Origin of the sequence: Pseudomonas sp. RIT-PI-a (genome assembly GCF_001187875.1) — a bacterium.
GTDB classification, from domain to species: Bacteria; Pseudomonadota; Gammaproteobacteria; order Pseudomonadales; family Pseudomonadaceae; genus Aquipseudomonas; species Aquipseudomonas coleopterorum.
The window spans coordinates 26,120-40,081 of the sequence record NZ_LGIR01000003.1; the positions used below are offsets into that span (position 1 = coordinate 26,120).

General features: G+C 62.0%; 13 protein-coding genes. 8 read left to right on the forward strand and 5 right to left on the reverse strand.

What is annotated here, in order from left to right; genetic code table 11:
• The first annotated feature begins 46 nt into the window (after positions 1 to 46).
• Positions 47 to 2,158 carry a TonB-dependent siderophore receptor gene (locus AC788_RS00780; RefSeq protein ID WP_049858741.1) on the forward strand — a complete coding sequence of 704 codons (2,112 nt, stop codon included), beginning with the start codon at positions 47 to 49 and terminating at the stop codon, positions 2,156 to 2,158.
• Positions 2,159 to 2,209: 51 nt separating this feature from the next.
• Here the strand turns inward: AC788_RS00780 and AC788_RS00785 are convergent, their stop codons facing one another.
• The gene (locus AC788_RS00785; RefSeq protein WP_049858742.1) at positions 2,210 to 4,102 is read right to left on the reverse strand and encodes a methyl-accepting chemotaxis protein; all 1,893 of its coding nucleotides are present in this window, start codon (positions 4,100 to 4,102) and stop codon (positions 2,210 to 2,212) included.
• A 254-nt stretch (positions 4,103 to 4,356) separates the two neighbouring features.
• Here AC788_RS00785 and AC788_RS00790 point away from each other — a divergent pair, with 254 nt between their 5' ends.
• A complete protein-coding gene (locus AC788_RS00790) occupies positions 4,357 to 4,890 on the forward strand; it encodes a cytochrome b (RefSeq protein ID WP_049858743.1) in 534 nt (177 codons plus the stop codon).
• 20 nt (positions 4,891 to 4,910) lie between these two features.
• Here the strand turns inward: AC788_RS00790 and AC788_RS00795 are convergent, their stop codons facing one another.
• On the reverse strand, positions 4,911 to 6,398 hold the full coding sequence (locus AC788_RS00795) for a YdgA family protein (protein ID WP_049858744.1): 1,488 nt from the start codon (positions 6,396 to 6,398) through the stop codon (positions 4,911 to 4,913).
• A gap of 305 nt (positions 6,399 to 6,703) precedes the next feature.
• Here AC788_RS00795 and AC788_RS00800 point away from each other — a divergent pair, with 305 nt between their 5' ends.
• Positions 6,704 to 7,069, forward strand: a complete 366-nt coding sequence (locus tag AC788_RS00800) for a response regulator (RefSeq protein ID WP_049858745.1) — start codon at positions 6,704 to 6,706, stop codon at positions 7,067 to 7,069.
• Between the two features lie 108 nt (positions 7,070 to 7,177).
• Here AC788_RS00800 and AC788_RS00805 read toward each other — a convergent pair whose 3' ends face one another.
• Both AC788_RS00805 and AC788_RS00810 read right to left on the reverse strand, forming a co-directional pair.
• Positions 7,178 to 7,858: a GNAT family N-acetyltransferase gene (locus AC788_RS00805; RefSeq protein ID WP_049858746.1), complete on the reverse strand. Its 681-nt coding sequence runs from the start codon at positions 7,856 to 7,858 to the stop codon at positions 7,178 to 7,180.
• A 109-nt stretch (positions 7,859 to 7,967) separates the two neighbouring features.
• Entirely contained in the window at positions 7,968 to 8,720 is a 753-nt protein-coding gene (locus AC788_RS00810) for an SDR family oxidoreductase (RefSeq protein WP_049858747.1), read from the reverse strand.
• A 106-nt stretch (positions 8,721 to 8,826) separates the two neighbouring features.
• On the opposite strand from AC788_RS00810, the gene AC788_RS00815 reads away from it, so the two are divergent.
• From AC788_RS00815 to AC788_RS00830, 4 genes are all read left to right on the forward strand, one after another.
• Positions 8,827 to 9,120 (forward strand): hypothetical protein, encoded by a 294-nt coding sequence (locus AC788_RS00815; protein ID WP_049858748.1) that lies wholly within the window; start codon positions 8,827 to 8,829, stop codon positions 9,118 to 9,120.
• A gap of 146 nt (positions 9,121 to 9,266) precedes the next feature.
• Positions 9,267 to 10,004, forward strand: coding sequence for a fumarate/nitrate reduction transcriptional regulator Fnr (gene fnr, locus AC788_RS00820; protein WP_049858749.1), 738 nt, complete (start codon positions 9,267 to 9,269; stop codon positions 10,002 to 10,004).
• A 164-nt stretch (positions 10,005 to 10,168) separates the two neighbouring features.
• Complete coding sequence (locus AC788_RS00825) at positions 10,169 to 10,717, forward strand: adenine phosphoribosyltransferase (RefSeq protein ID WP_049858750.1); 549 nt, start codon at positions 10,169 to 10,171, stop codon at positions 10,715 to 10,717.
• A 108-nt stretch (positions 10,718 to 10,825) separates the two neighbouring features.
• The gene (locus AC788_RS00830; RefSeq protein ID WP_049858751.1) at positions 10,826 to 11,887 is read left to right on the forward strand and encodes an SDR family oxidoreductase; all 1,062 of its coding nucleotides are present in this window, start codon (positions 10,826 to 10,828) and stop codon (positions 11,885 to 11,887) included.
• Positions 11,888 to 12,050: 163 nt separating this feature from the next.
• Here the strand turns inward: AC788_RS00830 and AC788_RS00835 are convergent, their stop codons facing one another.
• Positions 12,051 to 12,917: a manganese catalase family protein gene (locus AC788_RS00835; protein ID WP_049858752.1), complete on the reverse strand. Its 867-nt coding sequence runs from the start codon at positions 12,915 to 12,917 to the stop codon at positions 12,051 to 12,053.
• A gap of 393 nt (positions 12,918 to 13,310) precedes the next feature.
• Here AC788_RS00835 and AC788_RS00840 point away from each other — a divergent pair, with 393 nt between their 5' ends.
• The gene (locus tag AC788_RS00840) at positions 13,311 to 13,928 is read left to right on the forward strand and encodes a hypothetical protein (protein ID WP_049858753.1); all 618 of its coding nucleotides are present in this window, start codon (positions 13,311 to 13,313) and stop codon (positions 13,926 to 13,928) included.
• Positions 13,929 to 13,962 lie beyond the last annotated feature (34 nt).

Consider the following 13,962-nt stretch of genomic DNA (forward strand, 5'->3'; position numbering starts at 1 on the left):
TTCATGACGTTATAATATAACTATAACCACCAATGGACTGCTGCACATGCGCTCACCTCGCTTCGCCCCCCTGGCCGGCTTCGCCTTCAGCGTGCTGGGGTTGCCCGCCTATGCCGAAACCCCATCCGAGACCCTTGAACTGGAAGCCATCAGCGTCACCGCTGGCGGCGAAATGGAGACGGCCAATGGCCCGGTCACCGGCTACCGCGCCACGCGCTCGGGCAGCGCGACCAAGACCGACGCTGCGATCAAGGACATCCCCCAGGCCGTGAGCGTGGTCCCGGTACAGCTTCTTCAGGACCTGGGCAGCACCAACGTGGAGCGGGCCCTGCAATACGCAGGTGGGGTGTCCCAGCAGAACAACTTCGGCGGGCTGACCCTGTACGAATACAGCGTGCGCGGCTTCACCACCTCGGAGTTCTACCGCGACGGTTTCAGCGCCAACCGGGGCTACCCCGCTACACCGGACGTGTCCAGCATCGAGCGCATCGAGGTGCTCAAGGGACCGGCCGCCAGCCTGTACGGGCGGGGCGACCCCGGTGGGACGGTCAACATCGTCAGCAAGAAACCGCAGGCCGACTCCTTCGCTCGCCTGTACGGCAGTGCCGGCTCATGGGATCGCTACCGCACCAGCCTGGACCTGAACACCCCGCTCGATGACGAAGGTCAGGTGCTCAGCCGCGTCAACCTGGCGGTGGAAGACAACCACAGCTTTCGTGACCATGTGCAGAGCAAGCGGTTGTACGTGGCGCCGTCGCTGAGCTGGCAACTGGATCCGGACACTTCATTGCTGGTGGAGACCGAGCTGGTGCGGCATCAGTCGGTGTTCGACCGCGGTGTGGTGGCACCTGGCAACGGCTGGGGTGGCGGCTCGCGGCGGACCTTTCTCGGCGAGCCCAATGACGGTTTCATCGACAACGACAACAACCGTATCCAGGCCACGCTGGAACACCGCCTCAGCGACGACTGGCAACTGCGCGTAGCCAGCCACTACAAACAGGGCGAGCTGAGCGGCGATGCCAGCGAGGCCCGCGCGCTCAACGCCGACGGACGCACCGTCAACCGCCGCTATCGCGAGCGCGACATGGATTGGCACGACAGCATCAGCCAGGTCGAGCTGCGCGGCTTTCTCGACACCGCCAGCGTGCAGCATGAACTGTTGATCGGCACCGAGTACGAGGATTACCGCAAGAACGAACGGGTGACCAACACAGCCGGTGCCTATCCCATCGACATCTTCAATCCGGTGTATGGCCAGGCCAAACCCACCGGCGCGCGTTCTGGCACCGACTTCCGCGAGCATGTGCGCAGCCACGCGCTGAACCTGCAGGATCAACTGGTCTTCAGTGAAAAGCTGCGCGGCATGCTGGGAGTTCGTTACGAACATTTCGACCAGCGCATCGCCGACTACACCACTGGCAACCGCAGTACCCAGCGCCAGGATGCCTTGACCCAGCGTGCCGGCCTGCTCTACCAGCTCACGCCCCAATGGGGTGTGTTCGCCAATGCGTCCACCTCGTTCAAGCCCAATAACGGCCTGGATGCCAGTGGCAAGTCATTCGACCCGGAAGAAGGCATCGGCTACGAAGCCGGTTTCAAGGCCGAACTGTTCGACGAACGCCTGAGCGCCACCTTGGCAGCCTTCCACATCGACAAGGAGAACGTGCTGGCGCTGGACCCGACGAGCAACCTCAACCGGGCCATCGGCAAAGCCCGCAGCCAGGGCGTCGACCTGCAGTTCAGCGGCCAGTTGAGCGACGCGCTGCGTGTGATCGGCGCCTACGCCTGGATCGATGCCGAGGTGACCGAGGGCGACGACAGCGTGCCCAAGGGCAGCCGCCTGCTCGGTGTGGCACGCAACAGCGCCAGCCTGCTGGGCGTCTATGAGTTTCAGGATGGTCGGCTGCGCGGTTCCGATATCGGTGCCGCGTTCACCTACGTGGGCGACCGGTCCGGGGAGTCGGGGGGCAATTTCGAGCTGCCCGCCTACCACACGGTCGATCTGCTGGCGCACTACAAGGCCAGCGACAAGGTCACCTTGGGCGTCAACCTGAACAACCTGTTCGACGAGAAGTACTTCGAGCGTTCCTACAGCAACTACTGGGCGATGCCCGGCGAACCGCGCAACCTGACCTTCAGCGTGGCGATGGATCTGTAGCCTGACGCGGCTCCTTCCCTGGAAGCCCTCGTGCCGGCGCTGGCCGGGTGATCAGATGCGGAAACTGCCGACCAGTTGCTTGAGGCGCAACGCCTGCTGTTCGAGGTCGGCGCACGCGCGCAGAGTGGATTGCAGGTTCTCCACACCCTCTTGATTGAGGGTGTTGATCTCGGTGATATCGACGTTGATCGATTCCACCACCGAGGTCTGCTCTTCGGTGGCTGCGGCCACCGACTGGTTCATGCCGTCGATCTCGCCGATGCGCTGGGTCACGCTGACCAGACGTTCGCCGGCCTGGTTGGCGATGGTGACGCTGGATTCGCTCTGGCCCTGGCTTTCGTTCATCAGGATGACGGCCTGGCGCGCGCCCACCTGCAACTGCTCGATCATGCCCTGCACCTGCTGGGCCGATTCCTGGGTACGGTGCGCCAGATTGCGCACTTCGTCGGCGACCACGGCGAAACCGCGCCCTGCTTCGCCAGCCCGCGCCGCTTCGATGGCGGCATTGAGCGCGAGCAGGTTGGTCTGCTGGGAAATGCTGGTGATCACTTCCAGGATCTGACCGATGTTCACCGTGCTGGCATTGAGGCTTTCGATGTTGCCGCACGAGCCGCTGATTTTCTGCGACAGCAGGTTCATGGCGCTGATGGTCTGGCCAACCACGGCCTGGCCATCGGCGGCCAGATTGCGCGCGGCACTGGAGTGCTGCGACGCCAGGGCGGCGTTCTGGGCGATTTCCTGCGCGGCGGCGCCCAGTTCGTTGATGGCCGCCGCCACGCTGCTGGTGCGGTTGGCCTGCTGATCGGAGTTGAGCATCGAAGAGTTCGAAGCGCTGACCACCCGCTGGGCCACTTCGTTGACCTGGCCGGTGGCCGAGGACACTTCGCGGATCGAGTCGTGGATACGCTCCACGAAACGGTTGAAGGACAGGGCCAGGGTGCCGAATTCATCGGCGCTGTGGATGCTCAGGCGACGGGTCAGATCACCCTCGCCTTCGGCAATGTCGTGCATGGCCCGGCCCATGGTATGAAGCGGCTGCATCAGCAGGCGAATCAGCATGCCCAGCAAGGCGATGATCAGAACCACGGCCACGATCGTGGCAATCACCGCCGAGCTGCGGAATTGGCTGAGCATGGCGTAGGCCTTGGCCTTGTCCATGCTCAGACCGATGTACCAGTCCACCGAAGGCAGGCCCTCGACCTTGGCGAAGGTGACGATGGAGACGCGGCCATCGCGTTCGACTTCGGTCACGTCATCGCCGATGCGCGGGGTGTGCTGCGGGTACACGTCCTTGAGCGATTTCATGACCAACTGGCTGTCGGGATGAACCAGGATCTTGCCATCGCCGCTGACCAGAAAGGCGTAGCCACCGCCGTCGAAATCCAGCGAGTTAATGGTCTTGACCAGGGTGTCCAGGCTCAGGTCGCCACCCACGACGCCTACCGGCTGGCCGTTGCTGCTCATGGCGGGGGTGGCGATGGTGAGGATGGTCTTGCCGTTGGCGGCATCGATGTAGGGCTCGGTGAGAACGGTCCGACGCGCACTCATGGCATCGGTGTACCAGGGCCGCGTGCGTGCATCGTAGCCTTCGGGCATGGTGTCCGGTGGCTCCAGAAAGTAGTTGCCGGAGACATCGCCCAGGTAGGCGAAGTCAAAGTTGGCCAGCAGGGTTTTCTGCTTGAGCAACGCGCCCACGGCTTCGGCACTGGGGTTCAAGGCAACGCTCTCGGCCAGGGTTTCGGCGAGCAGAATACGACCCGAGAGCCAGTGCTGAATGTTGGTAGACGTGGCGCTGCCCATTTCGTGCAGGTAACTTTCCAGGTCGTCGCGAATGGCGTTGCGCTGCAGGTAATCGTTGTACAAGGTAAACAGCGCGAAGGCTGCAGTCACGATGAGCGAGGCGGCCAGGAGAATCTTGTGGCTGAATTTCAGGGTTTTTTGCATGGCCGATAGGTCCGCTGTGTAGTTGCAGGGGCTATCGGCACCGACTTGCCGCTATTGAATGAAATGAAACAGAAACGTGAATCGATTCATCTTTTCCGACTGGCGGTTATAGGGTCATCGGACAATACCCGCCTGACCGGTACGCCGTTCGCACCACGGCAGTAACGGACATACTATGACCCAGTGGGTGCAGCCGGTCGGCACGCCGATGTCGAGATACGTCCGCCAGGTGCGGCGCTTGAGGAAGTGAGAGGATGGTGATCGAACGCTACAACGGCTTCGCCCAGGCATTGCACTGGCTGACGGTCGCCGCGCTGTGCCTGGTACTGCCCTGTGTCTGGGTCGCGGAGAACTTCCCACCCGGCCCGGTGCGAGTGCTTTGGTACCTGGCCCATGAATCCATGGGCATCAGCGTCGGCCTGTTGGTGCTGATCCGGCTGACCTGGCGCTGGCGGCACGCAGCTCCGGCCTATCGTTCGGACATCGGCGCGTGCACCCGGATGCTCGCCCATTTGAACCATGGCCTGTTGTACGCCGTACTGCTGGCCATGCCGGTGACTGGCTACCTGATGGCGGGTAATGGCCAGGACGTGCCGTTCTTCGGCCTGGTATCGCTGCCTGGATTCGCCAAGAACGAGGACCTGGGCAAACTGGCCAACACCGTCCATGTGTGGGGCCAGTTCGCGGTGTACGGCCTGATCGTCATGCACGTGGCCGCCACGGTATGGCACGTGGCGGTGCGGCGCGACGGCATGCTCGAACGCATGCTGCCGCCGCAGCGCGACTGACGCTTGCGGTACCCCTGCCCTCAGCGCTGCCCCATGACGCCGACCTGGCCGAGCATCTGGGCGAATTGCTGCAGCGGCATCTTCTGACCGTTGAAATCCACCACGGCATCGCTGTAGCGCAGGGTAGCGCGCAAGTGTTCGCCTTCATCCTTGACCAGGCCCAGCATCTGCCCCAAGCCGGCAATGGTTGCAGTCAGATCACGTCCGGCCTGGGCCACCCGTGCCGGGTCGGTCTGCCCTTGCAAGCTGGCTTGCAGACTGCCCACGTCGGCCAGCATCGGCTTGGACACTTGCAGATCGGCCTGCAGACTGGCGATCAGCGCAGGCCAGTAGGCAGGAGAGCCTGGTTGCGTCGGCGCCGGATTGGCCAGTTGCGCCATCATGCTCAAATGGCTCTCACCGTGTTCGGTGGCCAGGCTCAACCGCTCCAGTTGCAAGCGCGGCTTGGCATCGAGCAGCTTGCCGATGACCGCGTCCAGTTGTTGGCGCTGCACCTGGGTCAAGCGCAGGGGCGGTAAGGTGCCATCAGGCAGAGGTGTCTGCCATTGCGGGGCGATGACGGTTCGGTACAGATCGCTGAATTCGCGGCTGGCGGCGATGTCGAGGTTGGCCAGCTTGACGCTCATCTGCAGCGCGCCGACCGGGCGGCTGGCATAGTTCAAGGCGCCGACGCTGTAGCTGGCCTGGACATCCAGGTTGCCTTCGACTTCCTGCATCAGGCCGGAAGCAGAAAGATTTTCCACCCGTACGGGCGCAACATCGGCGCCTTGCAGGCTGGCCTGGGCCAGCTTGAGATCGGAGTGCCCCAGGTACAGGCCGGAGGCGCCCAGGGTGCCACCGGTGTCGAAACTCAGGCCTTTGAACTGCGCCTGGAGGCGTCCGGCCTGGCCTTCGATATCGGCGAGCAGTTCATCGCTCTGACCGGTCAGGCTGTAGCGGCTGGCGTCGGCGTTCAGCGTCAGGCGTGCATTCAAGCCAGAAAACCGGACGGTGTCATTGCCTTCACGGGCGTCGAGCGGCAACAGTTGCAGGCGGGTATCGCTGGCGCCGTCGTAGCCAAGGCTGACCTGACCGCGCAACGGCGGCTGGTTCTGGCTCATGGCGAACCAGGCCTGGGTATCGGCGTTACGCTCGAGCTCGAAGTTGCTCGCCGCCATCACCGGCATGAGCCTGAAGGCCTTGAGGTGCGACCATGGCAGTGGCCCGTGCTCGATGTGATCGACCAGCAACAGCTCGCGGCGTTCAGGTCCGCTGTCGCCCTGCAGGTTGTTGAGTCTGATGCGGTAGTGCGCCGTGCTGGTGAAGAAACGTCGGTCCAGCGACAGCAGTTCGATCTGCATGCCGGGTTGGCCGTCGACGTTGAAGGACGCCGCCAATTCCCGGTTGGCTTGCGTGATGGCAGTGCTCAGGACCGGCTCCAGCTGAGTGCCGGTGTACCAGGCCCCACCCACGGTGGCGGCTGCGGCCACGACTATGATGCCAGCGAGGATGCCTGTTGCTTTGTTCATGATCGGACTCGTTCGAAAGGGTGCCGAGCCAACGGGGCTCTGGCGCAAGACAGTGGCGCGCTCGGCATGAGGTTAGCACCTGCGCTTGGTGATCAGCCAGCCAGCGAGGTGAGTGCTGCGAAGGAAAATGACGCCGCCGGTGACTTTATTCGACATCGTCGATCTAGGCTGAATCTCTTTGCATATCCGTTACTTGTACGCAACAGTTTATGCCCTTTCGTCAGTCTTTTTTTCTTGGCACAGAACCCTTTCAAGTTGTATCAGTCGACTGTGTAGCCGCTTATGCATCTTTGAAGGTACGCCCCATGCCCACCGCCTCCATTCTGGTCCTCGAAGACGAAGATCTTATCCGTGATCTGCTGACGACGGTACTTGAAGATGCAGGCTTCAAGGTCACGGCATTTCAGACGGCTGACCAAGGTTGCGACTTTCTGGAGACCCATCCAGGGGAAGTCAACATGGTGGTCAGCGACATTCGCATGCCCGGAAAAATGGACGGCTACGATCTGAGCATGTTGGCCGCCGAGCGCTGGCCTGCCCTGCCGATCCTGCTCACTTCCGGTTTCTCCGGTCGCGACCTGGTGTTGGGGCCGAACGTCGAGTTCTTGCCCAAGCCCTGGACGAGCGAGCGGTTGCTGAACAAGGTCAACAAATCGCTGCATATTCATTGATGTGAGCGGTGCGCGAGCGTCTTGGATTCGAAACGGTGAGCGATCAGTGGCACCGCAGGGGTTGATGACGCGGCTTGCGCCGCTGCTACAGGGGGATGGCGCAACCTTTCAGGTTTTTGAGTCTCTGGCGAATGTGGCGGCCTGGCGGGTCATGTGATCGAGTTGCCGGTCGCGCTTTTTTTCGGCGTCGAGCATGGCCTTGCGGCCGTGCTGGTTGAGCAGATAGGCGTGAATCTGCCGTACTTCCAATGACGCATAGATGGGCGCCACGTCCAGTACCGCAATGGGCTGATCGGTCGCTTCACCGTCACTGCTGAGCTTGACCTGCGGTCCTTGCGCGCCGATCACCTGAAACCCCAGATTTTCGAACCACGACACCTTGCTCACCACGCAGGCCAGTTCCACGTGGGCATGACGCTGCTTGATTACATCGAGCAAAGCCCGCGCCACGCCCCTGCGACGTTTCGAGGCGCGTACTGCCATGTAGGCCACGGTACACACCGTAGGGTCGTGCTCGGCGCGCAGGAACAAGGCGAACCCGTCCAGCGTTTCCGGCTGCGCTTCGTCCAATGCCAGGACCAGTTCCGGTCGCACCTCACGACCGCCCGACATCGCCTCCAGATACTGATGCACTTCGTAGCCGACACCGTACTGGTAAAGCTGATAGAGCGGATTGCTCGGGGTGATGCCCAGACTGCTGATGTCGGTGAGATAGTCGACGACCATCTGCAGCAGCTGACTCTTGATGTCCTCGGACGGCGCGGAACTGGAGTGGTGGATCAGTGACATCGGTGGCAGGGCTCCGGCAGGATACTCGCAAGTGAAAGAGCGCCATGATAAACCCTGATCCACGCCGATCGACAGCGTAGCGAGAGCGCACGAGTCGCGGTGAGGCGTTTCAGCCTCGTCCAACGAACGGCATATTGGTGGCCATCACGGTCATGTTCAACACGTTCGCCGACAACGGCAGCTTGGCGATGTAGCGAACCGCGTCGACCACATGCTCCATGTCGACCATGGGTTCGACGGCGATGTCGCCATTGGCCTGGCGTACACCCTTGGTCATGCGTGCAGACAGTTCGGTCAGGGCATTGCCGATATCGATCTGGCTGCAGGCGATGTTGAACTCGCGGCCATCGAGCGCCAGGCTCTTGGTGATGCCGAGCACGGCGTGCTTGCTGGCGGTATAGGGCATGCTGAAACTGCGTGGCGTGTGCGCCGAAATCGAACCGTTGTTGATGATCCGTCCGCCTTGCGGCTGTTGGCGGCGCATCAGCCCGAACGCAGCGCGGCAGCACAGAAATACGCCGGTGACGTTGGTCTGCAGAACGTCGGTCCATTTGGCCACGTCCAGCTCGTCGATCGGCACCGCAGGGGCGCCAATGCCCGCATTGTTGAAAATCACATCGAGACGTCCGTAGATCTGCTCAACCTGTGCGAACAAGGCATCGACGCTGACGCTGTCGCGGACATCGGCCGCCACCGCCAGGGCTTCACCACCCTGCTCCGCTATCTGCTGCGCCACCGCCTGCACGGCTTCCAGGCGTCTGCCCGCCAGCACCACACAGAAACCATCGGCCGCCAGCCCCAGGGCGGTCGCCCGGCCAATGCCGCTGCCGGCGCCTGTCACCAACGCTATTCTCTTCGACATGCTTGTTCCTCTGGTTTCGGGTCAGTTACTGTCCGCCGCTCGCCCCTTGCGTTCTTCGATCATCTGCGCACCGCTCTGCTGGCGTTGCTGTTGCAAGGTGTCGGTCGTGTCCGACGGTGAGGAGGACGCGGGCTCTTGGATCGTACTCGAACTTCGGGTGGCCGGGGCGCGATTCATGCTGCTGGACGGGTTGCGTGTGGTATTGGCCTGGGGCTGCGCAGTGCTGGCGGCGGGGGCCGTATTCCCGGTCGAGCCGCCCCCGCCGCCCGCCGCAGGACCCGAGGCGCTGAGCCCGGTTGCGGCACCGACGCCGCATGAGGCCGACAAGAGCATGCCGATCACCCCGCTGTATTTCAGGGCACGAAAAAGCGTGTTCATGGGTATCTACCTTTGGCTGTGACGCGGTGGCTTTCCTGATGTAGCTGAGCCTTTGGTTCGCGCGTAGTTCCCCGCGCCTGATGGCGGTTGTTGGCCTGGAGGCGGTTGACTGGGTTACCCTTGTCCGGTCACGAGTGCTTATCAAGATGTTTCAAGAAGGATCGACCAATGTCCGAGCCGGCGAAAAACCGCGCCACTCATCAGACCCATTGCAAGGACTGCAGCCTGGCGCCCCTGTGCCTGCCCCTGTCGCTGGAACTGGCCGACATGGATGCGCTGGACGATATCGTCAAGCGCGGCCGCCCACTGAAGAAAGGCGAGTTCCTGTTTCGCCAGGGCGAAGCATTCGATGCCGTGTATGCGGTGCGTTCGGGGGCGTTGAAGACGTTCAGCCTGAGCGACAATGGTGAAGAGCAGATCACCGGTTTTCACTTGCCCAGCGAACTGCTGGGACTGTCCGGGGTGGACAGCCAGACGTACCCGGTCACCGCGCAGGCTCAGGAAACCACTTCGGTGTGCGAGATTCCCTTCGAGCGTCTGGACGAGCTGTCGGTGCAACTTCCGCAGTTGCGTCGCCAACTGATGCGGGTGATGAGCCGCGAGATCCGCGACGACCAACAGATGATGCTGCTGCTGTCGAAGAAGACCGCCGACGAGCGCATCGCCACCTTTCTGGTCAACCTGTCGGCTCGGCATACCGCCCGCGGCTACTCGGCTGTGCAGTTTCGCCTGAGCATGTCGCGCAACGAGATCGGCAACTTTCTCGGCCTGGCGGTGGAAACCGTGTCGCGGGTGTTCACCCGTTTCCAGCAGAACGGCCTGCTCGAAGCGCAAGGCAAGGAAGTGCGTATCCTCGATGCGCAGCAGCTGTGCGCGGTGGCCGGTGGCACCCTAGGGTCTGTGTGAAAAGTCTTGAGACGAAGGTCAGGCAAGGCTGTTTTCAACGCAGCATCACCGAGTATCAAGGCTTTTCACACAGAGCCTAGTCAAATGACCGCAGCCGGCGGGGCAGTACTGGCCAGCGGTGAAGGTTATACTGCGCCATCCCTGCCCTTCCAGAGCTAAGACCGATGGTTTTCGACGAACACAGCTTCAAGTCCCTGATCCGCCCCGTACCGGATTTCCCCAAGCCCGGCGTGGTGTTTCGCGACATCACTCCACTGTTTCAATCACCCAAGGCCCTGCGCCTGGTGATCGACAGTTTCGTGCACCGCTACATCGACGCTCAGTTCAGCCACATCGGCGCGATGGATGCGCGCGGTTTTCTGATCGGCTCCATCGTCGCCCATGAACTGAACAAGCCACTGATCCTGTTCCGCAAGCAAGGCAAGCTGCCGGCGGACGTGCTGTGCGAGGGTTATCAGACCGAATACGGCGAAGCGTTTCTGGAAGTGCACGCCGACAGCCTGTGCGAAGGAGACTCGCTGGTGCTGTTCGATGACCTGATCGCCACCGGCGGCACACTGATCGCGGCGGCCAATCTGGTTCGGCGGATGGGCGCGGAGGTGTTCGAGGCGGCGGCCATCATCGACCTGCCCGAACTTCAAGGCTCGCAGCGTCTTCAGGCTGCTGGGGTCGGCACCTTCTGCCTGACCCGCTTCGCCCTCGACGAGCGCTAGGCGCTCTGCGCAGCCGCGCTGCGACGTCCCACCACACGCAATTCGATGCAGTCCCCCACGGAATGTTGCGGTCCAACGCCACAGCATCCACTCAAAACGGGAGACAACATGACTCATTCTGCATTGGTGGTAGGCGCCAGCGGCATCGTTGGCAGCGCGACTTCGCGGCTGCTGCTCGACCAGGGTTGGCAGGTCGCCGGCTTGGCGCGCAAGCCAGCCGTGGCCGAGGGTGTCACCCCGGTCCAGGCTGACCTGATGGACCCGGCTTCACTGGCCACGGCGCTGGCCGAGCTCAAGCCCACCCACGTCTTTTTGACCACCTGGGCCCGCCAGGACACCGAAGCGGAGAACATCCGCGTCAACGCCGCCATGGTGCGCAACGTGCTCGACGCCTTGCGCGCGGCGGGAAGCGTCAAGCATGTGGCCCTGGTCACCGGTCTCAAGCACTACCTGGGCCCGTTCGAAAACTACGGCAAGGGCAGCCTGCCGCAGACCCCGTTTCGTGAGGAGCAGGGTCGCCTGGACGTCGAGAACTTCTATTACGCCCAGGAAGATGAAGTGTTCGCCGCCGCCGAGCGCGATGGTTTCACCTGGAGTGTGCATCGCCCCCACACCATTACCGGTGTGGCTGTTGGCAACGCCATGAACATGGCAACCACCTTGGCGGTGTATGCCTCCATCTGCAAAGCCACCGGCCGCCCGTTCGTGTTCCCCGGCTCGCGCGTGCAGTGGGACAGCCTGACCGACATGACCGACGCCCGTCTGCTGGCCAAGCAGTTGCTCTGGGCCAGTACGACTCCCGCGGCGGCCAATCAGGCTTTCAACGTGACCAACGGTGACGTATTCCGTTGGAGCTGGATGTGGCAGCAGATTGCCGACTGGTTCGGTGTCGAGGCAGCGCCCTATCCGCAGCAGGTCACGCCCCTGGCAGAGCAAATGAGCGACGACGCCGACGTATGGCAACAGTTGGCCCAGAAGCATGGCCTGCGCGAAGCGGATATCGATCGGCTGGTTTCAGCCTGGCACACCGATGCCGATCTGGGCCGTCCGATCGAGGTGGTCACTGATGTGTCCAAGAGCCGTCGACTGGGCTTCACGGAGTTTCAGGCCAGCGATCAGGCATTCTTCGACGTGTTCGAGAAGTTGCGCAGCGAACGCCTGATTCCTTGAACGCTGTAGCATCGGCGCGAGCCGCGGCGTGTAGCAGCGGCGCGAGCCGCGTCGGCGACAGCTGGGGTATGCGCAGATAGTGCTGCACGAAAAAGCCCCCCGCAGCCTGGCTGCGGGGGGCTTTTTTTGCGCCTGATCCGTACAGCGATCAGAGCATAGTGCCTTACGCCTTGCCCGAGCCCAGATCGGCCCCGGTGACTGGGTCCGCATCCGGATCGGACTCGGTACGCAGCTTCATGGCTTCCAGTACATCCGCATCGTCTGCAGACAAGGTTACCGAAGCGCTGCCATCACCGCCGTCGACCGCAGGCTCGGGTGATTCGACGAACTCCCACTCTTCACCCTGATTCCACGGCCCACGTACGTTCGGCTCACCCGACATATTGAAATACTTGTTGGTGAATTCCGGCATGCCCGGCAACTTGCCTTGGGGAAAGTTGGGCTGAATGGAGTGCAAGGCTTTCTCGAATGACAATTGATGCGCTATTTCACGCGTCATCAAAAAGCCCAGCGCTTCTTTCACGCCTGGATCATCGGTCACATTCATCAACCGCTCGTAGACAATCTTCGCCCGCGACTCGGCGGCGATATTGGAGCGCATATCGGCAGTGGGTTCACCAATGGTATCGATATAGGCGGCCGTCCACGGCACACCGGCCGAGTTGACCAAGGGCGCACCGGCACCATAAAGCAGGCTGGTGATATGAGAGTCATTGCCGGCACCGTTGATGGCACGGTACAACTCGCCCTCTTCCTGCACGCCTTCGGCCAGTTGGCCTTTGGCGCCCTTGTTGAGCATGACGATGATCGAACCGACGATTTCCAGGTGGCTCAGCTCTTCGGTGGCGATGGACATCAGCAGGTCCTTGCGGCCCGGATCATCCTCGGCCAGAGCCTGGGTGAAGTAGCGTGCCGCGGCAGCCAGTTCGCCCTGTGCGCCACCGAATTGTTCCAGCAACAGGTTAGCCAGTCCGGGATTGGGTGCGGCAACGCGCACGGTGTATTGCAAACGCTTGTTGTGCAAGAACATTGTCAAATCCTCAGGCTATCTAATTATGCGAGCAAGTCATGGAGCGGCACACGGAAACTCCCGATAAACGAGAGCCACTGAAACAACGCCGTCCTAAGTAGGAAGATAGTTCGCCGAGTTAATGCCATTTATATCGGGCAGCCGGACGAAAGGTTATTTATAAAAGAATGACTACTGGCACATTAGCATGGGTTTATCGTTTCAATAATTGCGCAATGATAGTTATTCAGCCAGGCACACACGTATTTAACGAACTCTTTAAATAAGGCATTCATCCACCGGCGTGAACTATCGAGAAGTAGCGGACGTCATCCGCTTGAGTGTCGCGATAAACCTGTGCTCGGCAAGCTGTGCTTTGTGCCCTGTGCTCATTCCAATGATGGGAGAAAGGCAATGGATACGACGCAACGACCTGCCAGCGACAAGGCTGATGCCAATACGTCCGCAGGCAGCACGCCGCAAGAGCACCTGCAGGTTCTGGCCGACGAGGCTGGCGCTGCATTGAGCGACGCCAAGCAGCAGGGCGCCGAACAGTACGAACACCTGCGCGACCTGGCCACCGATCAAATCGATTCCTTGGTGGACAGCGCGCAATCGGCTGCTTCTGCGCTGGAGGGCAAGGACACCCTGGGTTTGTCGCAATACCTAGGTCAACTGGCATCAGGGCTTGGCACCTTCGCCGACCAGGTTCGCGACAAGAGCGCCGAAGAACTTCTGCACAAGGGCGCGCAGTTGGCACGGGACAATCCGGCCGTGTTCCTGGCTGGCAGCGTGGCGATAGGCTTTGCGCTGTCGCGGTTCCTGCGCGCCAGCGCGAGCGCGCCGTCCAGGCCAGGTTCGAGCTTGCCTGCGCCTTCCGACCTACCGCAATACCAGACCTCCGTGCCGCCATTGTCGGCCGATCCTGCCGCGGCCAGCGTCCCGGAACCGGCCACCCAGGCCGCCGTCAGTCCGCCGCTGGGCGGGACCACGCTGTACTCGACGCCCACGCCGCCACGGGAGGCTCTGTGATGAACAACGATCCGTTCGATACACCCCAGGAACG